Raw genomic sequence first — 22,737 nt, 5'->3', positions numbered from 1 at the left:
AGTTAAGGTTTTTTTAAATTTCCTTGTGTAACATGGCCGGGACCATATTTTTATTGCTCTTTATATTCTATTTTCTCATTTTTAAAGAAAATGGCAAACAGGATGGCCACAGCCAATGCAAAGCCTGCCGGGTATATCCAGATGCTGTACCAATCGTGAGTTCCTTCAGAAATTAAAAATTTATCAGAAATGGCTCCAGCTACTTCAAAGCCAATGAGCATCCCAACGCCATAGGTTGCCAAAGTGATAAGTCCTTGCGCAGCACTTTTGTGCTTAGCACCCGCTTTGGAATCGGTATAAATTTGACCCGAAACAAAGAAAAAATCGTAGCAAAGACCGTGTAAAGCAATTCCGATAATTAGCATAAACACTAAATCCCCTGCATCTCCAAAAGCAAACAAGAGATAGCGTAGGGTCCATGCAAGCATACCTGCCAAAATGGTTTTTTTGAAACCGAATTTTTTAAAGAAAAACGGTAATAAAAGCATAAACAACACTTCAGACATTTGCCCAAAAGACATTTTAAAGGTGGAGTTTTCTACGCCTATTTCTGTTAAAAACGGACTCGCATTTTGATAATAAAATGCCAAAGGGATACAAATAAGCACCGATGAAATAAAGAATAGCAGGAAATTTCTGTCTTTTAAAAGTTTAAGAGCGTCCAAGCCCAATATTTCAGAGATGCTGGCCTTTTCGTTTTTGTCGGCTTTTGGCGGTGTTTTAGGTAAAGTGAAGCTAAACAAAGCTAAAATTACTGAAACAATGGAAGTCATTAAAAAAGTATTTTTAAGCATTCCCTGAGATATATTTTCGGTAGAATCCCATGCAAGGTAACTAATAACCGCTCCTGCAACAATCCAGCCGATGGTTCCAAAAACCCTTACAAAAGAAAATTGTTTTCCGGGGTCTGTCATCTGGTTAAAAGAAATGGAGTTTACCAAGGCTAGCGTTGGCATAAAGGCAATCATATAAGCCAATACATATGGGTAAAAGACACTGAAATCGGTGCTTTGGTACATTAGATACATTAATATGGCCCCTATGATATGCAAAATCCCCAAGATTTTTTCAGCATTAAAATAGCGGTCGGCTATTAAACCAATAATAAAAGGGGCTATAATAGCTCCCCAAGATTGAGTAGAAAATGCCATGGCCATTTGTCCGCCGGTGGCTTCAAGGTTGTTCCCTAGGAATGTGCCTAGCGTAACAAACCAACCTCCCCAAATGAAAAATTCTAAGAACATCATAAAGGAAAGTTGAAATTGAATTTTTTTGTTCATGTTAGCTTGCGTTTAAATATTAAATAGTTATAGTTAGTAATTATGTGCGGTTTTTTGAGTTTACAATTTTATAAACTTTTCTTATGCCTTAAGAACCCGCACCGGTATTTATTTTTTTTGCAACTTCAATAAGGAGTGCTTTGGTGGCCAGGATCCCTTTTTCTTCCGGGAGTTCCTCGCCTTCATATTCCACCCCTACATAACCGTTAAACCCGGCATCTTTTACAATCTTCATCATTTTCAGGAAATCTATAGTGGTTTCGTTGCCATTTTCGTCAAAGTTAAAAGATTTTGCACTAACTCCTTTGGCAAAAGGCATCAATTCTTCAACGCCTTTGTATTTATCGTATTCTTCTATGCAAGGCGTACCCCATAGTTCATTTCCTTCCCTTCGGAGGCAAAAATTACCGAAATCGGGCAAAGTACCGCAATTTTTTTTGTTTACGGTTGCCATGACTTCGGCCATGAGCGCTCCGTTTGAAGAAAGGTAGCCGTGGTTTTCTACAATAATGTTTACATTTTTAGCAGAAGCATATTCAGACAGTTCGGTCAATGATGCAACAGAGCTTTCTTTCCATTTGCCTTCGTCAAGGGAGCCAAATAAATTAATCCGCATGGAATGGCAGCCTAAAATAGAAGTGGCATCAACCCATATTTTATGGTTTTCTACTGCTTGTTTCCGGATTGCTTCATCAGGGGTAGCCAGTAAGTTTTCTTCACCTTGTAAATCAACCATCATTATCTGGTTGTGCATTTGGTGTTCTTCGCTTCTTTTTTTCAGGTCGTTTGCCAACGAAATAATTGCTTCGTTAGTGTTGCCACGTTTTTCTATTTCTTTGTTATAAAGTTGATTTACATATTCCAGTCCGGAAAAACCCAGTTCCTTGGCCTTTTTTGCAAAATTCATCGGATCGAAATTTTCTTCCCATATCATTTTATGAATAGACCATTGTGCCAACGAAAGTTTAAAAAATGGTTCAAACACGTCTTTTTTAGTGACAATTTCTTTTTTTGTAGACGTTTTTTTACAAGCGTACATTCCTAATAATGAGATAGCTAAGCCCGTGCTGCTAGTGTTCCGAATAAATTTACGCCTCTTCATATTCGTAGTATTTATATGTAAAAATTATCAATTCAATAATGTTAATGTTGTTAAAATGATTTATTCTTAATTAAAATATTCGTCTAATGTAAAAAATTAATTTTTATATTTGAAAAACTACTATTATAAACAAGCTATAAATAATGAGTACATTTTATTACAATTCCCCTCAAGAGGAATACGATGCCATTGTTGTAGGTACCGGTGTTTCCGGTGGCTGGGCCGCAAAAGAACTTTGCGAAAATGGATTGAAAACTCTTGTATTGGAAAGAGGACGCATGGTGAAACATGTGGAAGATTATCCAACGGCAAACCTAGATCCCTGGGATATGCCTAACGGAGGCGCTGCCTCCAGAGAGGTCAAAGAAAGGAAATACAAACAGGCACGTACCGGCTATACCGTAAGTGGGGCAAGTCAACATTTCTTTGTAGATGATGTTAAGCACCCATACAACGAGGATAGGCGCTTCGATTGGATGCGCGGTTATCATGTTGGTGGGCGTTCCCTTATGTGGGGCAGGCAAAGTTACCGCATGGGCGACGTGGACTTTGAAGCAAATTTAAAAGACGGGATTGCTGTAGACTGGCCATTGCGTTATGACGAAATAAAGCCATGGTACGATAAAGTGGAAAGTTTTATTGGCGTAAGCGGAGTTAATCTGGGATTGCCTGTACTTCCAGATGGAAATTTCTTGCCTCCAATGGACTTGAATTGTGTAGAAGATCATTTTAAACAAAGTATAGAGAGTAAATTTAACGACCGTACCATTACCATAGGTCGTGTAGCCCATATTACACAAGGAACCAAGCCCGGAGAAGGCAGGGGGCCTTGTCAATACAGAAACAGATGTATCCGGGGATGTCCTTTCGGGGCGTACTTTAGTAGTAACTCGTCCACTTTACCTACGGCCGAAGCTACAGGAAACATGACGCTTAGACCTTTCTCTATTGTTCATGAAATAATGTACGATGCCGAAACGGGAAGAGCAACAGGAGTTCGCGTAATTGATGCCGAAACCAAAGAAACGATGGAGTTTAAAGCAAAAGTAATTTTCCTTTGTGCATCGGCAATTGCATCGGCTTCTATTTTGTTGCAATCTAAGTCTGAAAGGTTCCCTGACGGAATGGGGAACGATAGCGGCGAATTAGGCCACAATTTAATGGATCACCACTTTAGGGTTGGTGCAAGCGGTAAATTTGATGGTTTCCATGATAAATATTACAAAGGAAGAAGGCCAAACGGGGTTTACATTCCACGCTTTAGAAACCTAGGTGGCGATACCAACCAAAAAGACTTTATAAGAGGATATGGTTACCAAGGTGGGGCCAGCCGAGGAGATTGGTCCGAGTCTATCCGTGAATTGGCGTATGGTAAAGAATTAAAAGAAGCACTAATGGAACCGGGAGGCTGGACCATGGGAATGACTGCCTTTGGCGAAACCTTGCCAGACCATAGCAACCGTATGTACCTTGATTATGATAAAAAGGACGAATGGGGATTACCAACCGTTACTTTTGATGCCGATTTTGGCGAAAACGAACTGGCCATGCGCAAGGACATGAAACAACAGGCTGCCGAAATGCTGGAAGCAGCAGGGTTTAAAGATATTTCTACCTACGACAGTATCGGTGGAATGGGGCTTGGAATACACGAAATGGGAACAGCCCGTATGGGGAGGGATCCTAAAACATCGGTGTTGAACAAGCATAACCAATTGCACGCTGTGCCAAATGTATATGTTACCGATGGAGCATTTATGGCATCGTCTGCATGTCATAACCCATCGTTAGGCTATATGGCATTTACGGCAAGGGCCGCAAACCACGCTGTAGAAGAACTTAAAAAAATGAACCTGTAAAAACCAATCATTATGAACAGAAGAAAAGCACTTAGAAATATTGGTTTGACTACCGGATTTGTTGTAGCATCGCCTACCCTTTTAAGCATGTTGCAAAGCTGTACTGCCGATAAGGCCACATGGGTTCCGGAGTTTTTTACAGCCGAAGAAGGGATAGCCCTTACCAATATAGTAGATGTAATTATTCCAAAAACAGACACTCCCTCTGCATCAGAAGTAAACGTACCTCAATTTATAGACAAGTACGTTAAAGAAGTAGAGTTTGATGAAGATCAAGCACGGTATCGTAAAAAAATGGCCGGGTTGGTAAATCAATTAAAGGCTAAATACAACGAAGACTTAAGCGAGATTACTCCAGAGCAATACGAAGAAATTGTGTCGGAAAACCTAAAGGCATCCGAAGACAAGAAGAAAGACCTGAACGACCGTATTAGTATTGAAGGGAACGAAGTGGAAATTGGAACCACAGAAAATAAAGTAGAAGACAACGAAGCATTGGCCTTTGGTATGATTAACGATTTACGTTGGTCTACTATCAATGCTTATAAAAATAGCCAGAAAATAGGAGAAGAAGTATTGGCTTACGATCCTATTCCGGGAGTTTACACTGGGTGCATGCCTTTGGAAGAAGCAACCGGAGGAAAGGCTTGGTCTTTGTAGACGACTAAAAGTTTACTTAAATTTTGCGTTTAAAAACCTCTTCTTTTAACTCGGGATTAGTTCCCGTTTACAAAGGAAGAGGTTTTTGTGTTTAATAAATAATGTTTTTGCATTATATTATTCCTTATATATTTAAGCGTTAATCCATGATCAGCATAAAAAAGGGATAGACTTTTTATTAAAAAGTTTATCCCTTGAATATATATAGGTTGATATGCCGATATGTTATCCGCTAGAACCGTTTTTATTTTCAGTTCGCTAAGATGCGGCTACCAATTGTTGTTTCTTTAGTTGCCCTTTGGTCAAATCTCTCGTTAACCAACCACTTTTTCCAGCAGTAGCAATGGCATAAGGAGTAATCCAGAATAGGGTAAAGGCATAGAAAACACTGTACGGATATGCCCAAAAAGACTCGGACATGCTATGCTTTTTGGCATAAAAGAAGGCGTGCATACTGGAAAATATCATGATACCTACCAACGTAGAGCTAAGGAACAATAACGGATGTGTGCTTACAAAAAATATCATCAATAATATTGCAGGATAGGCCATAATCATTTTCAACCACTGGTTCATTAGCAATATCCTGGTCCCGCTTTTTGCACCTTCCCTAAAGTTTCCAAAAGCAAACCTGCTCATGGCAATATTCTCGCGTACATTACTTCTTTCCCATCTGATAAACATTTTGTACAAGTTCTTATATTTCTCGGGAATGTTAGTATATACGTATGCTTTACGCTGAAATAATACTTTATATCCTTGTTTTAAAATCATGTTGGTCATGGCCCGGTCTTCTCCAATCTTGGAAACCTCGCCCATAAAAGTCTGGTTAATCCAGTCATTCAGGCAATTAAAAACAGCTTCTCTTCTGTAGGCCGACAAAGCACCTGGCGTACACAATACTGAGCCCAATCTACTTTGTGCAGAACGAATAAACTCAAAACTAAAGGCAAAGTTTACATTAAGCATACGTGGTATCAAGGCTTTATCCCTGTTTAATACGCGTACGTTTCCGGCAACAGCACCACATTCTTGGTTTACCACAAATGGACTGGCCATTATCCGTAAGGTGTCTTTTAAAACAATAGAATCACTGTCTACGGTAATAAAAATGTCTCCAGTACCTATTTTAAATCCACGGTGCAGCGCATGTCTTTTTCCCATGTTTTTGGGTTGCTGGTAAATAGCAACGCGGTCGCCCAATTCATCTTTTGCTTTTTTCATCCATTCCCAAGTATTGTCCTGGCTTCCATCGTCAATAGAAATGAGTTGCAATTTGTGTTCTGGATAATCGCTTTCTGCCAAACTTATCAATGTTTTATATACCAATTGCCCTTCATTATATGCAGGTACAATAACTGTACACAAGGGTAATTCGGCATCAGAAACAGATTTAATGGATCTATAGCGCAGATATAACGTTAAAATATAGATTAAGAAACTAATTTTAATGGCAAGCAGGGAAATCCCCATTATAATTAATGCCATCCCCCATCCGGTGGCCATTCTCTCTAAATGAACGGCTTCAAAATAAGGTTGTAAAAAGTAGAATAAGGAAGCACCGCCCACCAACAGAATGAATGTTCCTGCCAATATGAAAGATGGAGATGCGCTCGAAATAAATTTTTCTATGCGGTTAAAGTATTCGTTGATACTTGTTGTTTTTGGGGATTCTGATATTATCGTTGTTTGCTTCATGTTGTTTACTTATATTCATCAAGGATAAGTCAACATTGATACCAATTTGAATATCCTTGAAAAACAAGCGTTTACAATGCTTAGCTGATTTTTGAAGTGTGTAAATTTTACCCAATTGTATACAATTTGTCCTTTTTTATACACATTTTTTGGTTGCGCTGGAAAGGCACAAAAATTTTCATTTTCGCCAAATGATACTTTATGGGATTGTACAAATCGTGTTGAATAAGAGAACAAATTTTTCCGCTCGGGATTTATTTTTTTGAGATAACTTATTCCCTGTACCATTGGTTTCTAACTTTCTTATTTCATTCAATAAGCGTACTTTTGCGGTCTCTTATACCATTTTTGAAAAAAGAAGATAGTGATGAAGTACAATTTCAATGAAATTGAAGCCAAATGGCAAAAATATTGGGCGGACAACCAAACGTTTAAAGCTGAAAACAATTCGGCTAAGCCCAAGTTTTATGTATTAGATATGTTTCCGTATCCATCGGGTGCGGGACTGCACGTGGGTCACCCGCTTGGGTATATCGCCAGCGATATTTATGCCCGATACAAACGCCACAAAGGCTTTAATGTACTTCACCCAATGGGGTACGATAGTTTTGGGTTGCCTGCCGAGCAATATGCCATACAAACTGGGCAGCATCCGGCGGTAACTACCGAAACCAATATTGCCCGTTACCGTGAACAGTTGGATAAAATAGGGTTTTCGTTCGATTGGAGCCGCGAGGTACGTACCTCGAATCCTGAATATTATAAATGGACGCAGTGGATTTTTATTCAGCTTTTTAATTCTTGGTACAATAACGTTAATGATAAGGCCGAAGATATTTCAACCTTGATAAAAAAGTTTGAGGCCGAAGGGAATGCTTCCGTAAACGCAGTGTGTGATGATAATGTACGTGTTTTTACTGCTGAAGCGTGGAACGGTTTCACTTCCGAAGAGCAACAAAAAATACTGCTTCAGTATAGGCTTACGTATTTAGCTGAAACAGAGGTGAACTGGTGCCCTGCCTTGGGAACCGTTTTGGCAAACGATGAAATTGTAAACGGAGTTTCAGAACGTGGCGGTCATCCGGTGGTACGAAAAAAAATGAAGCAATGGAGCATGCGTATTTCTGCCTATGCCGAGCGTTTGCTACAAGGATTGGAAAAAGTAGATTGGCCGGAGCCGTTAAAAGAAATTCAACGTAATTGGATAGGGAAATCAGTAGGAGCAGTTGTAAAATTTAAAGTTCAAGGTTTAAAGTTCTCAAACATTGAACATGAAGTTTTGAATGCAGAAAATGACATTGAAGTCTTCACGACCCGTCCCGATACTATTTTCGGGGTTTCATTTATGACGTTGGCTCCCGAACACGAGCTGGTTGAGAAAATTACCACGCCCGAACAAAAGGCTGAAGTTGAAGCATACATTGAAGCAACTGCCAAGCGTAGCGAGCGCGAACGCATGGCCGATGTAAAAACCATAAGTGGCGTGTTTACCGGCGCTTATGCGGAGCATCCGTTTACCAAAAAGCCAGTTCCTATTTGGATTGGTGATTATGTATTGGCGGGCTACGGAACTGGCGCCGTAATGGCGGTACCCTGTGGTGACCAGCGCGATTACGATTTTGCAAAGCACTTTGGGATAGAAATCCCCAATATTTTTGAAGGGGTTGATATTAGCCAAGAAGCTTTTGCCGATAAAGAAAATACCGTAATTTCCAACAGTGACTTTTTAAACGGCTTGGGTTATAAAGAAGCTGCCAAAATAACCATTGCAGAACTGGAGAAAATAGGACAAGGCGAAGGAAAGGTAAATTACCGCCTACGTGATGCCGTTTTTTCCCGTCAGCGTTATTGGGGGGAACCGTTTCCTGTCTATTACGTAAACGGACTCCCACAGATGATTGATAAAAAGCATTTACCCATTGAATTGCCGGAAGTGGAGAAATACCTTCCCACAGAAACCGGTGAACCACCTTTGGGAAATGCTACCGACTGGGCGTGGGATACAGTCAACAATAAAGTTGTTTCTAACGACCTTTGTTATGCTGAGCCTGTCGAAGCATCACATAATGGCATTTATCCCTTGGAACTCAACACCATGCCAGGCTGGGCTGGAAGTTCATGGTATTTTAACCGCTATATGGATGCCGGAAACATCGGAGAATTTGCCTCGCAAGATGCTTTAAATTATTGGCGGGATGTAGATTTATATATTGGCGGAAGCGAACACGCCACTGGGCATTTATTATACGCCCGTTTTTGGCAAAAGTTTCTGTTCGACCAAGGATTGCTTCCGGTAGACGAATTTGCCAAAAAACTCATCAACCAAGGAATGATTCTTGGAGAGAGCGCTTTTGTGTATAGAATTGAAGGAGAAAATACATTTATTTCTAAAAATTTGAAAGAGGGTAAATCTGTTACTCCAATCCACACAGATGTCTCTTTCGTAAATACATCCGACGAATTAGATATTGAAGCATTTAAAAATTGGCGCCCCGAGTTTAAAGAAGCCGAGTTTGTTTTGAATAATGGAGAAATATATAACGCAAACTCCTTCCCTTCGGGGAGGCCGGGAGGGGCTTATTTGGTTGGTCGCGAAGTCGAAAAAATGTCAAAATCCAAATACAATGTGGTTAACCCCGATGATATTTGCGAAAATTACGGCGCCGATACCTTGCGGATGTACGAAATGTTCCTAGGCCCATTGGAGCAGGCAAAACCATGGAGTACGGCGGGAATTACCGGCGTACATGGATTCTTGAAAAAATTATGGAAACTTTATTTTGATGACAACGGACTAAAAGTAACCGATGACGAACCTACAAAGGAGAACTTAAAGAGTTTGCACAAGACCATTAAAAAAGTAGAAGAAGATATAGAGAATTTTTCGTTCAACACATCGGTTTCTACATTTATGATTTGTGTGAATGAGTTAACGGCCCAAAAATGTACAAGTAAAAAAATTTTAGAACCGTTGGCTGTATTAATTTCGCCTTATGCACCACACATTGCAGAAGAACTGTGGCATAAATTGGGTAACGAAGAATCGGTTGCAACTGCTTCTTTTCCTGTGTTTAATGAGAAATATTTAGTAGAAAGCAATAAAACCTACCCGATTTCCTTCAACGGGAAAATGCGTTTTACACTCGATTTGCCATTGGACATGACCAAAGACGAAATTGAAAAAACAGTAATGGCGCACGAAAAAACGCAGGCACAGCTAGAAGGAAGAACGCCTAAGAAAATTATTGTTGTTCCTGGAAAAATCGTAAATATAGTTGGATAAATACCATTCTTTTATCGCAACTTATACCACCAATAAAAACCTTGATTCTAAGTCAAGGTTTTTTGTTTTATATATCATGACCCTTAAAAAAATATAATTTCTAAAAAATATATCATATTTTTATAACATACCCCTACAATATATAGGGGTATTTAATTAAAGAACCACACATTTTATCGACATCCCCCTGTTTTTTATCAACTTTATTTGAATTTAATCACTAGAAACCTGAAATTGCATTAAATCTTAAAAATAGAAGCAATGAAAATTGGGGTTCCAAAAGAAATTAAAAACAATGAAAATAGAGTGGGAATGACTCCTGCCGGGGTTTTCGAACTTGTAAAAAACGGGCATACGGTGTATGTGCAATCTACAGCGGGAGAAGGAAGTGGTTTTTTTGATGATGATTATCTTCAAGTGGGTGCCATTATCCTTGATACAATTGAAGGTGTTTATTTAAAAAGCGATATGATTGTAAAGGTTAAAGAACCCGTTGATCAAGAATACAATCTTATACAGGAGAATCAACTTGTTTTTACTTATTTTCATTTTGCTTCTAGTGAAACCTTAACAAAGGCAATGATAACAAGTAAAGCTATATGTATTGCCTATGAAACGGTAGAGGATGCAGATGGTACCTTGCCATTGCTAACGCCTATGTCTGAAGTTGCCGGAAGGATGGCCATTCAACAGGGGGCAAAATATTTGGAAAAACCCATCAAAGGGCGCGGTGTTTTATTGGGCGGAGTCCCTGGGGTACCACCGGGCCGTGTTCTTATTTTGGGCGCTGGTACTGTTGGAATTCAAGCGGCAAAAATGGCTGCCGGATTGGGCGCCCATGTTACCATTTTGGATATTAATATGAAACGTTTGCGCCATGTCAACGATATTATGCCAAGCCATGTGGTTACCGAGTTCTCTAATGAATACAACATCAGAAGACATATAAAGACCCACGATCTTATTGTTGGGGGCGTATTAATTCCGGGGGCCAAGGCACCAAGTTTAATAACCCGAGATATGCTCAAGGAAATGCATCCGGGAACCGTAATTGTAGATGTGGCGGTAGACCAAGGAGGCTGTATAGAAACCACCAAAGCTACTACGCACGAAAATCCGACCTACATTATCGATGATGTGGTGCACTATTGTGTAGCCAATATGCCCGGTGCCGTGCCTTATACTTCTACGGTAGCGCTAACCAATGTTACACTCCCGTATGTATTAAAATTGGCCAATATGGGCTGGGAAAAAGCATGTCAAACCGATAAATCTTTACAAAAAGGACTCAATATAGTTAAAGGAACCATAGTTTATGAAGGCATTGCAGAGGCTTTCGGGTGGGAAGTCAGTTGTTCATAATCAAGTGAACTGCCTTTACGGCAGAAGAATAAAACCTCGCTGAATTTGGCGGGGTTTTTGTATTTTTAGTTGTAAATTTAAGAATAAAAAATAATTGATATGGGAATAGGATATTGGATTATCATCGGGGGAATCGGGCTTATCAGTATGCTGGTAAGTTCACGGCTTAAAAGTAAGTTTAAGCATTATTCCAAAGTACATTTAAGAAACGGGATGAGCGGAGCGGAAATTGCCAGAAAAATGCTTCAGGACAATGGAATTTATGATGTTGAGGTAATTTCTACGCCCGGGATGTTAACAGACCATTACAATCCTGCAAAAAAAACGGTAAATTTAAGCGAAGGGGTTTACAATCAAAGAAACGCGGCCGCAGCCGCAGTGGCGTCACACGAGTGCGGGCATGCGGTTCAACATGCAAAGGGGTACGAATGGTTACAAATGCGCTCTAAATTGGTGCCCGTTGTAAGTGTAGCTTCGGGAATGTCTGTCTGGGTTATTTTTGGCGGCTTGGTGCTTGGTGCCACAACTGCTTTTGGATATACCGTTGCGGTAATAGGCCTTATTATGTTTGCCTTGGGGACACTATTTAGCTTTATTACCCTTCCGGTAGAATACGATGCCAGTAACCGCGCCTTGGCTTGGCTGAAAAATAAAAACATGGTTACACCTGAAGAATACAAAGGGGCCGAAGATTCCTTAAAATGGGCCGCAAGAACGTATGTGGTAGCTGCAATTGGCTCTTTGGCAACGCTCTTGTACTTTGCCTTGCAGGTTTTTGGAAGCAGGGATTAGAAAATTAGGAAAATTATATATGGAAAGCCTTCATTTTATAGATTTGAAGGCTTTTTTATACACTTATCTGCCGGTCTATTTGTTGATTTAAGGAAATAAAGGTTTCCGTTCTGGAAACACCTTCAATAGATTGTATTTTATGGTTAAGTACGTTCATTAAATGCTCATTATCCTTACAGAGTATTTTAATGAGAATGGACCAATTTCCGGTGGTATAATGACATTCCAACACTTCTGGTATTTCACGTAATTGTTTCACTGCCTCTGGGTTTCTCATGGCTTTGTCTAGATAGATGCCAATAAACGCCATGGTATGATAACCTAAAACTCTTGGGTTGATTACAAATTTTGACCCCGAAATGAGCCCGGAACTTTCCAGCTTTCTTAAACGTTGATGAATGGCCGCACCCGAAATACCGATTTTTCTTGCTATTTCGAGAATAGGCTTCCTTGCATCTTCCATCAATGCTCTTAAAATCTCTTTGTCTATTCCGTCTATTTCTATTTTTTCATTAGAAAACTTCATTTTCAGCCTTATTGATTGTAAGCAAAGATACCAATATTGACTGTAAATATGTAAGCCAATGGTTAATTGATGATTTCAAATAATAAAAATTGATTTACCTGCGGATCGAGGGTATTGAAATTATTATCAGAAATTAAAAGGATGGTTTTATGTCCGTTTGAAAGTGGGGGGCCATAGCAAATGCCTTCAATATTATCTATAGATCGATGTTTTAATTGCAGGCGAATGTCTTCTAGGTCAAAGACTAATTTTTTAGGTACCGTTGCTATTTTTTCTTCCGATAGATTAAGCGTTTCTAATGTATTTGTACTATTTAAGGGGTCAATTTCGTATATCCGCAATCCGTTCGACTCTTTTCCCCAACCTGATGAATAAGAGCGTTCCAACACAAGCATTTTATCGGTAGAAAGGGCGAGCATGTCCGTGAGACCGTTAACAGAAAATGTGCCTTTTGGCTTTTTGTCTATTTTATCCAGTTGATATATAAATTGTTTTTTTGGTAGCGTGTCGTTCCAATTGTAATAAGTAATACGGGCGGGGCTGTATTTTTCTGAAAAAACGGGTTCCGAACCATCACTTTCCAACGGAAGCTCTGTTCCGACCCAAAATCCTTTTTTGTCATAAGAAATAGCCAGTCCTTCAAAAAGTCCGTTGTGCCTCGGCTTGTATTTGCTGTTAGCCTTGAAGTATTCGGGGATTTGATAGCTTTTGATGAAATTTCCTTCTTTGTCAACTTCAATAACCGAGGGATCTTGCTTGTTTTTTATAGTTCCTTCACTAGAAAGAATAAAACTGTTGTTGACAGGATGGTAAAGAAGGGATTCTAGATCGAAAAAATGATTTTCAACAAAGGTGTTGTTCTTCTTCAAATGAGACACGCTTTTAAATATTACAGTATCTATTTTTTCATTTTTTATAACAATATCAGCAGTATAAAACCGCGGGCTTTTAGAGTCGTCACAAACAAAAAAATATGAGTCTTTATAGACATCTATGCCCGAAAGGCCACCAATTTCTTCACCTTTAAATAAAACATTGTTCGGGAAAATATATTCATCCAAGAATTTTAGGTGTGTACTTTTATTGGCAGCTGTTTTGACCGAAGTGCAATTGGCAGCAAACACGGCAATGGTGGCATAGAGGCAAAACTTTTTAATCATGCTCGTAAAATTTATTGCAAGTTACTTTAAACAGGAATTTGATTATTATAACAAAGTCAAAATTAATAAAAGTATTTAGTATCAACCTGCAACATTGTTTGGGTTGTAACCCATATATGGAATGTTTTTTTCGGTAAATTTTATGCCATGATTTTCCAATTCATTCAGAACAGGGGCGTAAATATCTTTAAGAATGGGAATTACCACGCCCGTTGCCGAAATTTCTTTATTTAAAATTTTAAGTGCCGCAATGCCCAACGGAAGCCCAACGGTTTTAGACATGGCCGTATAAGTTTTATCTTCGCCAATGGCAACCATGCTGGAATCTATTTGTTTTTTTTCGCCATTAAGCTCATAACCAAATTTATGGTACATTACAATCATATCCTTATCGTCGTTGTTTAGCAACCAATGGTCTTCCAGAATTTTTTGCAGTGCCTGGGCCGGGGTTGCATTTTTTATAGCTATTTTCTTATGTGGATCAAAAAGATCGAGCTCAACAAGTTTCTCCCACATATTATCGTCTTGATCAATTTTTAAATAGTGCCTCAGCTTTAGTTCTACCGAATCGGTTGGCGAATAGGGAAGGAAAGAATTTACAAACTCGCGGTACGTCATATTTTCTGAATCTTCCAGCACAAACGTATCGTCTGTCATTCCCAATTGTACAAACATGTTCCATGCCTTGGAAAAGCCAATCCTCCTAATGGTGCCACGGTAGAGCGTAAGGACGTTCTCTAAGCCATAAGCACTTCTGTATTTTAGGGAATCGCGGTTGGCATAGCCTTCAAACTTTCCATAACCCTCTACTTCAAGAAACTCTGTCCGTCTAAAAAGCTTATGGTACGGAATGTATTTGTAATTGCCTTCCTGAATAAATTTGGCCGTGCCGCCCTGCCCTGCCACCACCACATTTCTGGGGTTCCATGTAAATTTATAGTTCCATAAATTGGTATCGCTTTCCGGGGCCACCAACCCACCGGTAAAAGATTCAAAAAGAATCATTTTGCCACCTCTGTCCCTTATGCTATCTATAACCTTCATGGCGCTCATATGGTCAATTCCGGGATCTACGCCAATTTCATTTAAAAATATAAGCCCCTTTTGCTTAACAGCATTGTTTAATTGTTCCATTTCTGGGCTTACATATGATGCCGTAACCAAATTTTTTTCAAACCTAAGGCAATCTTTGGCCACGTCAATATGGTATCTTGCGGGCAACATAGAGATTACCAAATGGGCTTTTTTTATTGCATTTTGCCTGTCTTCCTCATCAAAAATATCTAATTTTACTGCGGTGCTCTTAGGATGGTTTTTAAGCAATTTCTCGCAATTACTCGGGTCTTTGTCGCCAACGGTAATGTGAAGTTGCTCTTTTTCTGCTTTTTCTAATAAGTATTTTAATAAATGTGAAGTAGATTTTCCTGCACCAATCAATAAGATATTTCTCATACAACAATATTTATAATTTAACACTAATGTATAAAAATGTTGTATACGTAACAATTAAATTACAATGAATTATGACTAAAGGAATTTTGATTGCCGGAGCTATTTTAGGCTTTTTGGCTGTAATATTAGGTGCCTTTGGGGCACATGCTTTAAAAAATGCCATCGATGCAGAAGCTATAAAAACTTTTGAAACCGGCGTTAAATATCAAATGTATCATGCACTTTTACTTCTTTTTGTTGGAAGCACCACTTTTTTGAGTGAAGGGACAAAAAATACCATTATGTATTTGGTAATTCTTGGGGTTGTATTGTTTTCTGGTTCCATTTACGGACTTGCCACCAACAGCCTTACTCCTTTTGATTTTAAAAAAATAGGCTTTATTACCCCAATAGGCGGAACATTGCTTATTGTTTCTTGGGGAATCTTAATTTATAAGTTCGTTCGTCTAAAAATTTAGCAAAAAATCGATAACTCAAACGTTGTAGTTAGATATTTTTTATACATTTGCGGTAGCTACTAACAACAATTAATTTATAATGACGGTGGACAAAGCACTTGTTACGAAAACGATTTCGTTAAAAGAATATGGAATTAATAATGCAAAGGTTAATTATCAATTAAGTCCGAAAAAATTACACCAGATTTCTATTGAAAAGGGAATGGGGCAAGAGGCTTCTTCTGGAGCCTTGGTGATAAATACGGGCGAATTTACCGGAAGGTCGCCCAAGGATAGGTTCCTTGTAAAGGACGAAATAACGGCCGATAAAGTATGGTGGGGAGATATTAACTTGCCTTTTGATACTGAAAAATTTGATGCCTTATACAATAAGGTAACCGATTATTTATCTGGAAAAGAACTATATGTACGCGATTGCTATGCTTGTGCAGACAAAGAGTACCGATTGAATATTCGCGTAATTAATGAATACCCATGGAGCAATTTATTTGCGTATAACATGTTCTTACGCCCGGGGGAAGAGACTTTGGAAAATTTTACGGCCGATTGGACGGTTGTCAATGCGCCTGGATTTAAGGCCAATCCCGAAACCGACGGAACACGCCAACATAATTTTGCAATACTTAATTTTAAGAGGAAAATTGTCTTGATTGGCGGAACAGGCTATACCGGTGAAATAAAAAAAGGTATTTTTTCTGCTTTAAATTTTTTACTTCCAGTATATGCAAATACGTTGCCAATGCACTGTAGTGCAAATGTTGGCAAAAAAGGAGACACCTCCATTTTTTTCGGGCTGTCCGGTACGGGAAAAACAACCCTTTCGGCAGATCCTACCAGAAAGCTTATTGGCGATGACGAGCATGGGTGGACAAGCGAAAATTCAGTTTTCAATTTCGAGGGTGGCTGTTATGCCAAAGTAATCAATCTTTCAGAAGAAAACGAACCCGATATATATGGCGCCATAAAAGAAGGCGCACTTTTGGAAAATGTCGTTGTAAAAGAGAATGGAGAAGTAGATTTTGGCAATACGTCCATTACACCAAACACACGCGTAAGTTACCCTATTTATCATATTAAAAATATACAGCAACCTTCCATTGGCTATACGCCCAAAAACATATTCTTTTTAACGGCAGATGCTTTTGGGGTACTGCCACCAATTTCAAAACTTACGCCTGGCCAGGCAGCATACCATTTTATTTCTGGTTATACCGCCAAAGTAGCGGGAACCGAAGATGGTGTAGATGAACCCGTGCCGTCGTTTTCGGCATGTTTTGGTGCGCCGTTTATGCCATTGCACCCTGCTAAATATGCCGAAATGTTAAGCGCTAAGATGAAGGAGTCTGGCGTAAATGTATGGTTGGTAAACACCGGATGGACAGGTGGTCCGTATGGTGTTGGAAAAAGAATGGCCTTAAAGTATACACGTGCCATGATTCAAGCCGCCATGAGTGGGAATTTGGGAGAAATTTGCTATGAAAACTACCATATACATTCAGTTTTTGGGCTGGCGCAGCCACGAAGTTGCCCCAATGTGCCCAGTGAAATATTGAGTTCGAGAAAAACATGGAATAACGATGAAGGCTATTACAAAAAAGCCCATCAATTGGCAGATGCCTTTAAGGAAAACTTTAAAAAGTTTGCATCGTATGCCAATGAAGAAACAAAGGTCGGCGGACCTTTGGTCTGACATTAATTTATAGGGAGTGAAGCCTCCCGAGCTTGCCAAATAGTTAGTAGAAAAGCCTCTGGATTCCCAGAGGCTTTTTGTATATGGTATGCAATTCTAAATGTTATTTTTTGTTCACTTGAGCAATGTATTTCTCAAGGGCCATTGTCATGGATGGGGTTTCGGGAGTGGGCGCTTCAATATCTATGCGCAGTCCCGCTTCTGTTGCCGCTTTAACGGTAGTATTTCCAAATACGGCAATCCGGGTATCGTTTTGTTTAAAGTCGGGAAAATTCTTCAGTAAAGATTCAATTCCAGAAGGGCTAAAGAATACCAGAATGTCATAATAAACATCTCTTAAGTCAGAAAGGTCGCTTATAACGGTTTTGTATAAGATTGCCCTTTTCCAGTCTACTTTAAGTTCGTTCAATGTTTCCGGAACAGAAGGTTTCAGCACATCGGAAGATGGTAACAGGAACTTTTCATCTTTATACTTCTTGATAAGTGGTGCAAGTTCTTGAAAAGTCCGTTTACCAACATAAATTTTACGTTTTCTGTAAACTACATATTTTTGTAAATAATAGGCTACGGCTTCAGATTGGCAAAAATATTTCATAGAATCCGGCACCTTGAACCGCATTTCTTCGGCAATTCTAAAAAAATGGTCTACAGAGTTTCTACTTGTTAGTACGATTGCTGTAAATTGCGTTAAGTCAATTTTTTGCTGTCTTACATCTCTTGCATTAACTCCTTCAACATGAATAAAAGGTCTAAAATCTACCTTGATTTTTTGCTTTTCCACCAGCCTTAAATATGGGGAATTTTCCACTTTAGGCTCGGGTTGGGAAACCAGTATTGTCTTAACTTTCATAAATATCCATTAGTTTGAAGCCTTATCAATAAAATAAAATTTTATTAGTATCAAATAAGGGGCTATTTCTAGCGCGCAAAGATACAAAATAAAATAAAACAAATATTTTCCTATTAATTTTTGATGATTTCTTAATGTAAGTGCTAAAGAGATGATATTTAAAGATATAAAAACAATTAAAATTATATAAAACATAATTTTAATGTTTAAATTACTGTAAATGAGCAAACTAATTAACGGGAGCAATAGTAGTGCAGCAAGGTTTCTATAGGTTACTTTATGAAAATGAAAACTTTCAACAAAAGAAGTGATATCAAAAATTGTTGCTATCATTTTTTCCAAATAGAATTTAAAAAGAATAAACAGGAACAAAAATGGAAGTATTAAATAGGGATTTATATTTATGGGAAGTTTAAAAATATCGATACCAATCCATACAATTAAGGTAAAACAGATTAATTGAGGGACAAATAGAAAAAAATTAAATGGAGTGGTGGTCTGGTTTGGTTCTTTGCTGAAAATTTTGAGGTATTTATAATTAACAAAGAGCATAATGAAAGAGTGGAACTTTTGCTCGTCTATAAACTTTGCAATGGTTAAACTCAATACTGAAGCAAATAGTAAAAGTGTTTCTGCTGTGTTAAAATCAATATGTCGCAACGTTTCGTTCAAGTCAGTCGATTTTTATCAGTTTTCCTTGAAATCCTGGGTAAATGCCATGCTCTAAAATGCCCATTCTAAAATATTTGCTATTGGGCATAATAACCGTATCGGGAACTTTCACGTTAAGGATGATCGAACCCTTGGGGCTAATTGTATTTTCTTCAGAAGAAATAATTAACGGAAATGTTTTAATAATCCGTTTGTGCTTATCGAAAGAAATACCTTCAAAAGTCAATTTTTTAATGCCTATGTTTTCTGGGTACGGGTTGTAAAGAGTAGCCGCAAAAGCATTGGGAATGTTTTTCTTAAAAGTTTTCTTGGCAAATGACAATTTCATCTTTCTGTAACTCGTGAAATTGTCAATAATAGTTCCTTTAAATTTGTGGTGCCTAAATTCCCGGATGTATGTAATAGTGGAATCTATTTTATACCTATCGTCGCCGGTAATGTAGGCCACTTTTTTGTTCCGAACCTTAAATTCGGAGCTGTCGATATCAAACTGATTTTGGCGCGCATCAATATCGTTAGACGAATAAACAGTATTTCCAGAATAAAAGGCATACATAGAAGCATCTCTATACGAACTGTGAAATACAACCGGAATATCCCCAACCTGCTTGTTTAAATGGGCTACCCATTCTTTATTTCCATATGCTTCGTAATTTATAGGGGAAATGGACGGGAAAATAAGGGCAACCCTTAAGATGCAGATTAAAATTACCGAAAAAACACTTATACGGAATAACCATTTGCGATATTTTGTATGGATAAAGGCATATCTTAACGAAAAAAGAATAAGCGGGATAACCATTAAAATTACCCATTGTGCTTGCGTTTTTCTTGAAAAACTGGAAAACAGGAAAAAAGCAAATACGCCATATGCAACAAATTTCAGTGCCTTGTCAAATTTATCTTTTGAGGCCAATGCATACAACGACCAATACATAAAAGGAAATGCCAATCCCGCTACGGCAATACAATTGGTAAGGTAATTTAAAGTAAACTTAATTTTATAGGCACTATTGGCACGATCGAAGAGATGGTACCTTAAAGGCGCAAAATCAGCTTCATAGAGCCAAATGAGATGAGGTATATAAAGGATTAATGAAAATAAAACGGCCAGCCAAAACTTGCCGTTTTTGAGTAAAGACAGGTTCGAGAAAAGTACAAAGCCTATTAAAAGCACTCCATGATACTTACAGTACATAACAGCTGCCATACTAAAACCGAGCATCAAAACGGCAATACTGTCCTGCTGGTATAAAAAACGTTTGTATGCCCATAAAAACAGCAAGCTAAAAGTTATTAATGGAGTGTCGGGCAAAATCATAAAGCCATATGCCGTTAAAAGCCCCACGCTGCTTACAAACATTATAAAAAGCCAGATGTAGCGGTATTTTTTTTCGCTATCTATCAAGAACCATAACAATATTACATTGGCACTATATAGAAAAGGGGCGGCAAGGCGCACGCCCAATTCCCCTTGAAATAAAAGGGTGCCCAATTTAACCAAAAAAGCAACCATCGGGGGGTGGTCAAAATACCCCCAGCTTAAGTTTTTGGCAAAATACCAGTAATAAGCCTCGTCAAAAATAATTCCGGTATAAGCACTTTGTATGAGATTGACAATAGTAATAACAATTAAAAAACCAATGAGTATTTTGATTGAAAGTGCTTTGTTCATTATAGTTAATTCCAGATTGTTTGGTAAAAATACATAAATATTCGCATGCAAAATTCCTTAAAATCAGTTTAAAAAACTAAAAGATATCGCAAATACTTTTTATTTAATGCTATTTTTGTGGCATCAAGAAAGATAGCATGCAATCAGATAGTTTAGTAATTATACCTACATACAACGAAATTGAAAATGTAGAAATTATAATCACGGCTGTATTTCAACTTAAAAAATCTTTTCATATCCTTATTGTAGACGATAATTCTCCCGACGGAACCGCGCAAAAGGTAGAAGAACTGCAAGAGAAGTATCCGCAGGCACTTCATTTGGAAGTAAGAAAAGAAAAATCGGGTTTGGGAACGGCATATATTCACGGATTTAAATGGGCACTGGATAAAGATTACGAATATGTTTTTGAAATGGATGCCGATTTCTCGCATAATCCACGTGACCTTGTCAGGCTTTACAATGCCTGCGTGCGCCATGGCGCTAGCATGGCCATAGGTTCGCGTTATGTAAAGGGTGTAAATGTGGTTAACTGGCCCTTGCAAAGAGTGCTGCTTTCCTATGGGGCCTCCATGTATGTTAAAACCATTACGGGTATGAAAATACACGACCCAACTGCTGGGTTTGTTTGCTATAAAAGGGAGGTAATAGAAACAATTGACCTGGACAAAATTAAGTTTGTTGGTTATGCTTTCCAGATTGAAATGAAGTTTAAAGCACATTTGCAGCAGTTTAAAATGATAGAAGTCCCCATTATTTTTAAAGACCGTACCAGGGGGAAATCTAAAATGAACGGGAAAATTATAAACGAAGCTATTTTTGGCGTGCTCTCGCTAAAATGGAATAGCTTTTTTAAGTAATCAAGCTATATTTTTAAGAAATGAAGAAGACCATAATAAAAAATGCCACCATAGTTAATGAAGAAAAGGTTTTTGAAGGCGACGTGCTTATTGAAGGCGAATATATCAAGAAGATAGGAAAAGATATTACTGATGCCCATGCCGTAATAATCGATGCCAACGGAAAAATTTTAATGCCCGGAATTATAGACGATCAAGTACATTTTAGGGAGCCCGGGCTTACCCACAAAGGAAATATAGCCACAGAAAGCAGAGCGGCCATTGCCGGAGGTGTAACCACATTTATAGAACAGCCAAATACCAATCCGCAAACGGTTACCATTGAAAAACTTGAAGAGAAAATGGAGATCGGTAAGCAAACAGCCTATGCCAATTATTCGTTTATGTTTGGGGGGACCAACGATAATTTGGAAGAATTAAAACGTTTAGACAAAAATGCATGTGCCGGGGTGAAATTGTTTTTAGGGTCTTCTACCGGAAATATGCTGGTTGATAACGAAGCCGTAATTGAAAAGATATTTTCTAACACCGAAATGGTAATTTCTGCCCATTGTGAAGACGAAACAACCATAAAGAACAACTTGGAAAAATATAAGGCTGAGTTTGGTAACGATATACCCATAAAATACCATCCAATTATCCGCAGTGCGGATGCGTGCTATTTGTCATCGTCAAAAGCAATAGCATTGGCCAGAAAAACCAATGCGCGCTTACATGTGTTCCATGTGTCCACAGCAAAGGAAACAGAGCTTTTTAGAAACGACATTCCGTTAGAAGAAAAAAGGATAACAGCAGAAGTTTGTACGCATCACCTTTGGTTCTCGGATGCAGATTATAATGAAAAAGGCACTTTTATAAAGTGGAACCCGGCAGTAAAAACGGCCAAAGACAGAGAAGCACTTTGGGAGGCTTTACTGGACAATAGGATAGACGTGCTAGCAACCGACCATGCACCACATACACTTGAAGAAAAACAGAACATTTATACAGATGCCCCTTCCGGGGGGCCACTTGTTCAACATACGCTGGCGGCATTAATGGAAAAACAAAAGGAAGGGAAGATTTCCTTGGAAAAATTAATCCAAAAAATGTGTCACAACCCGGCCATATTGTTCAATATTGCAAAAAGGGGATTTGTAAGGGAAGGATATTATGCCGATCTTGTATTGGTAGATCCGGTGACGAATTGGACAGTTAATAAGAACAATATTTTATACAAATGCGGGTGGTCTCCTTTTGAGGGCACAACGTTCTCGACCAAGGTTACCCACACCTTTGTAAATGGAAATTTAGCTTACCATAATGGAGAGTTTTCCAAAAAAAGAAACGTAAAACGACTTACTTTTAACAGAGATTAG

18 protein-coding genes are annotated in these 22,737 nt (G+C 38.5%); 9 read left to right on the top strand and 9 right to left on the bottom strand.

Going from position 1 to position 22,737, the window contains the following annotated elements:
* Positions 1-50: 50 nt before the first annotated feature.
* Together PSF86_RS09845 and PSF86_RS09840 are read right to left on the bottom strand one after the other, a co-directional pair.
* On the bottom strand, positions 51-1,280 hold the full coding sequence (locus PSF86_RS09845) for a nucleoside permease (RefSeq protein ID WP_277899906.1): 1,230 nt from the start codon (positions 1,278-1,280) through the stop codon (positions 51-53).
* Positions 1,281-1,368: 88 nt separating this feature from the next.
* Entirely contained in the window at positions 1,369-2,382 is a 1,014-nt protein-coding gene (locus PSF86_RS09840) for a sugar phosphate isomerase/epimerase family protein (protein WP_277899905.1), read from the bottom strand.
* Between the two features lie 143 nt (positions 2,383-2,525).
* On the opposite strand from PSF86_RS09840, the gene PSF86_RS09835 reads away from it, so the two are divergent.
* On the top strand, positions 2,526-4,241 hold the full coding sequence (locus PSF86_RS09835) for a GMC oxidoreductase (protein ID WP_277899904.1): 1,716 nt from the start codon (positions 2,526-2,528) through the stop codon (positions 4,239-4,241).
* A 12-nt stretch (positions 4,242-4,253) separates the two neighbouring features.
* Positions 4,254-4,901: a gluconate 2-dehydrogenase subunit 3 family protein gene (locus PSF86_RS09830; RefSeq protein WP_277899903.1), complete on the top strand. Its 648-nt coding sequence runs from the start codon at positions 4,254-4,256 to the stop codon at positions 4,899-4,901.
* A gap of 258 nt (positions 4,902-5,159) precedes the next feature.
* Here the strand turns inward: PSF86_RS09830 and PSF86_RS09825 are convergent, their stop codons facing one another.
* Entirely contained in the window at positions 5,160-6,599 is a 1,440-nt protein-coding gene (locus tag PSF86_RS09825; RefSeq protein ID WP_277899902.1) for a glycosyltransferase family 2 protein, read from the bottom strand.
* Positions 6,600-6,966: 367 nt separating this feature from the next.
* Here PSF86_RS09825 and PSF86_RS09820 point away from each other — a divergent pair, with 367 nt between their 5' ends.
* The 3 genes from PSF86_RS09820 (at position 6,967) to PSF86_RS09810 (ending at position 12,036) form a co-directional block, all read left to right on the top strand.
* A complete protein-coding gene (locus PSF86_RS09820; RefSeq protein ID WP_277899901.1) occupies positions 6,967-9,882 on the top strand; it encodes a leucine--tRNA ligase in 2,916 nt (971 codons plus the stop codon).
* 261 nt (positions 9,883-10,143) lie between these two features.
* The gene (gene ald / locus PSF86_RS09815) at positions 10,144-11,244 is read left to right on the top strand and encodes an alanine dehydrogenase (protein ID WP_277899900.1); all 1,101 of its coding nucleotides are present in this window, start codon (positions 10,144-10,146) and stop codon (positions 11,242-11,244) included.
* Between the two features lie 99 nt (positions 11,245-11,343).
* A complete protein-coding gene (locus PSF86_RS09810) occupies positions 11,344-12,036 on the top strand; it encodes a zinc metallopeptidase (RefSeq protein ID WP_277899899.1) in 693 nt (230 codons plus the stop codon).
* A 55-nt stretch (positions 12,037-12,091) separates the two neighbouring features.
* Here PSF86_RS09810 and PSF86_RS09805 read toward each other — a convergent pair whose 3' ends face one another.
* The 3 genes from PSF86_RS09805 to PSF86_RS09795 form a co-directional block, all read right to left on the bottom strand.
* A complete protein-coding gene (locus tag PSF86_RS09805) occupies positions 12,092-12,562 on the bottom strand; it encodes an Lrp/AsnC ligand binding domain-containing protein (protein WP_277899898.1) in 471 nt (156 codons plus the stop codon).
* Positions 12,563-12,624: 62 nt separating this feature from the next.
* Positions 12,625-13,722 carry an esterase-like activity of phytase family protein gene (locus PSF86_RS09800; protein WP_277899897.1) on the bottom strand — a complete coding sequence of 366 codons (1,098 nt, stop codon included), beginning with the start codon at positions 13,720-13,722 and terminating at the stop codon, positions 12,625-12,627.
* 81 nt (positions 13,723-13,803) lie between these two features.
* Positions 13,804-15,174, bottom strand: a complete 1,371-nt coding sequence (locus tag PSF86_RS09795; protein WP_277899896.1) for a saccharopine dehydrogenase family protein — start codon at positions 15,172-15,174, stop codon at positions 13,804-13,806.
* Between the two features lie 71 nt (positions 15,175-15,245).
* Between PSF86_RS09795 and PSF86_RS09790 the strand changes: the two genes are divergently transcribed.
* The gene (locus PSF86_RS09790; protein ID WP_277899895.1) at positions 15,246-15,632 is read left to right on the top strand and encodes a DUF423 domain-containing protein; all 387 of its coding nucleotides are present in this window, start codon (positions 15,246-15,248) and stop codon (positions 15,630-15,632) included.
* Between the two features lie 79 nt (positions 15,633-15,711).
* On the top strand, positions 15,712-17,322 hold the full coding sequence (gene pckA, locus PSF86_RS09785; protein WP_277899894.1) for a phosphoenolpyruvate carboxykinase (ATP): 1,611 nt from the start codon (positions 15,712-15,714) through the stop codon (positions 17,320-17,322).
* A gap of 103 nt (positions 17,323-17,425) precedes the next feature.
* On the opposite strand, the gene PSF86_RS09780 is transcribed toward pckA, so the two are convergent.
* The 3 genes from PSF86_RS09780 to PSF86_RS09770 are packed head-to-tail and all read right to left on the bottom strand — an operon-like array spanning position 17,426 to position 20,519.
* A complete protein-coding gene (locus tag PSF86_RS09780; RefSeq protein ID WP_277899893.1) occupies positions 17,426-18,172 on the bottom strand; it encodes a uroporphyrinogen-III synthase in 747 nt (248 codons plus the stop codon).
* A gap of 9 nt (positions 18,173-18,181) precedes the next feature.
* Positions 18,182-18,832 (bottom strand): DUF4271 domain-containing protein, encoded by a 651-nt coding sequence (locus tag PSF86_RS09775; protein WP_277900213.1) that lies wholly within the window; start codon positions 18,830-18,832, stop codon positions 18,182-18,184.
* Positions 18,833-18,845: 13 nt separating this feature from the next.
* Complete coding sequence (locus PSF86_RS09770) at positions 18,846-20,519, bottom strand: ArnT family glycosyltransferase (protein ID WP_277899892.1); 1,674 nt, start codon at positions 20,517-20,519, stop codon at positions 18,846-18,848.
* 137 nt (positions 20,520-20,656) lie between these two features.
* On the opposite strand from PSF86_RS09770, the gene PSF86_RS09765 reads away from it, so the two are divergent.
* Positions 20,657-21,379: a polyprenol monophosphomannose synthase gene (locus tag PSF86_RS09765; protein WP_277899891.1), complete on the top strand. Its 723-nt coding sequence runs from the start codon at positions 20,657-20,659 to the stop codon at positions 21,377-21,379.
* A 20-nt stretch (positions 21,380-21,399) separates the two neighbouring features.
* Positions 21,400-22,737: a dihydroorotase gene (locus tag PSF86_RS09760; RefSeq protein WP_277899890.1), complete on the top strand. Its 1,338-nt coding sequence runs from the start codon at positions 21,400-21,402 to the stop codon at positions 22,735-22,737.

Origin of the sequence: Galbibacter pacificus (assembly GCF_029603165.1) — a bacterium.
Classification (GTDB): domain Bacteria; phylum Bacteroidota; class Bacteroidia; order Flavobacteriales; family Flavobacteriaceae; genus Galbibacter; species Galbibacter pacificus.
The sequence above is the reverse complement of the archived record's forward strand: the minus strand, read 5'-3'. Positions and strand labels throughout refer to the sequence as shown.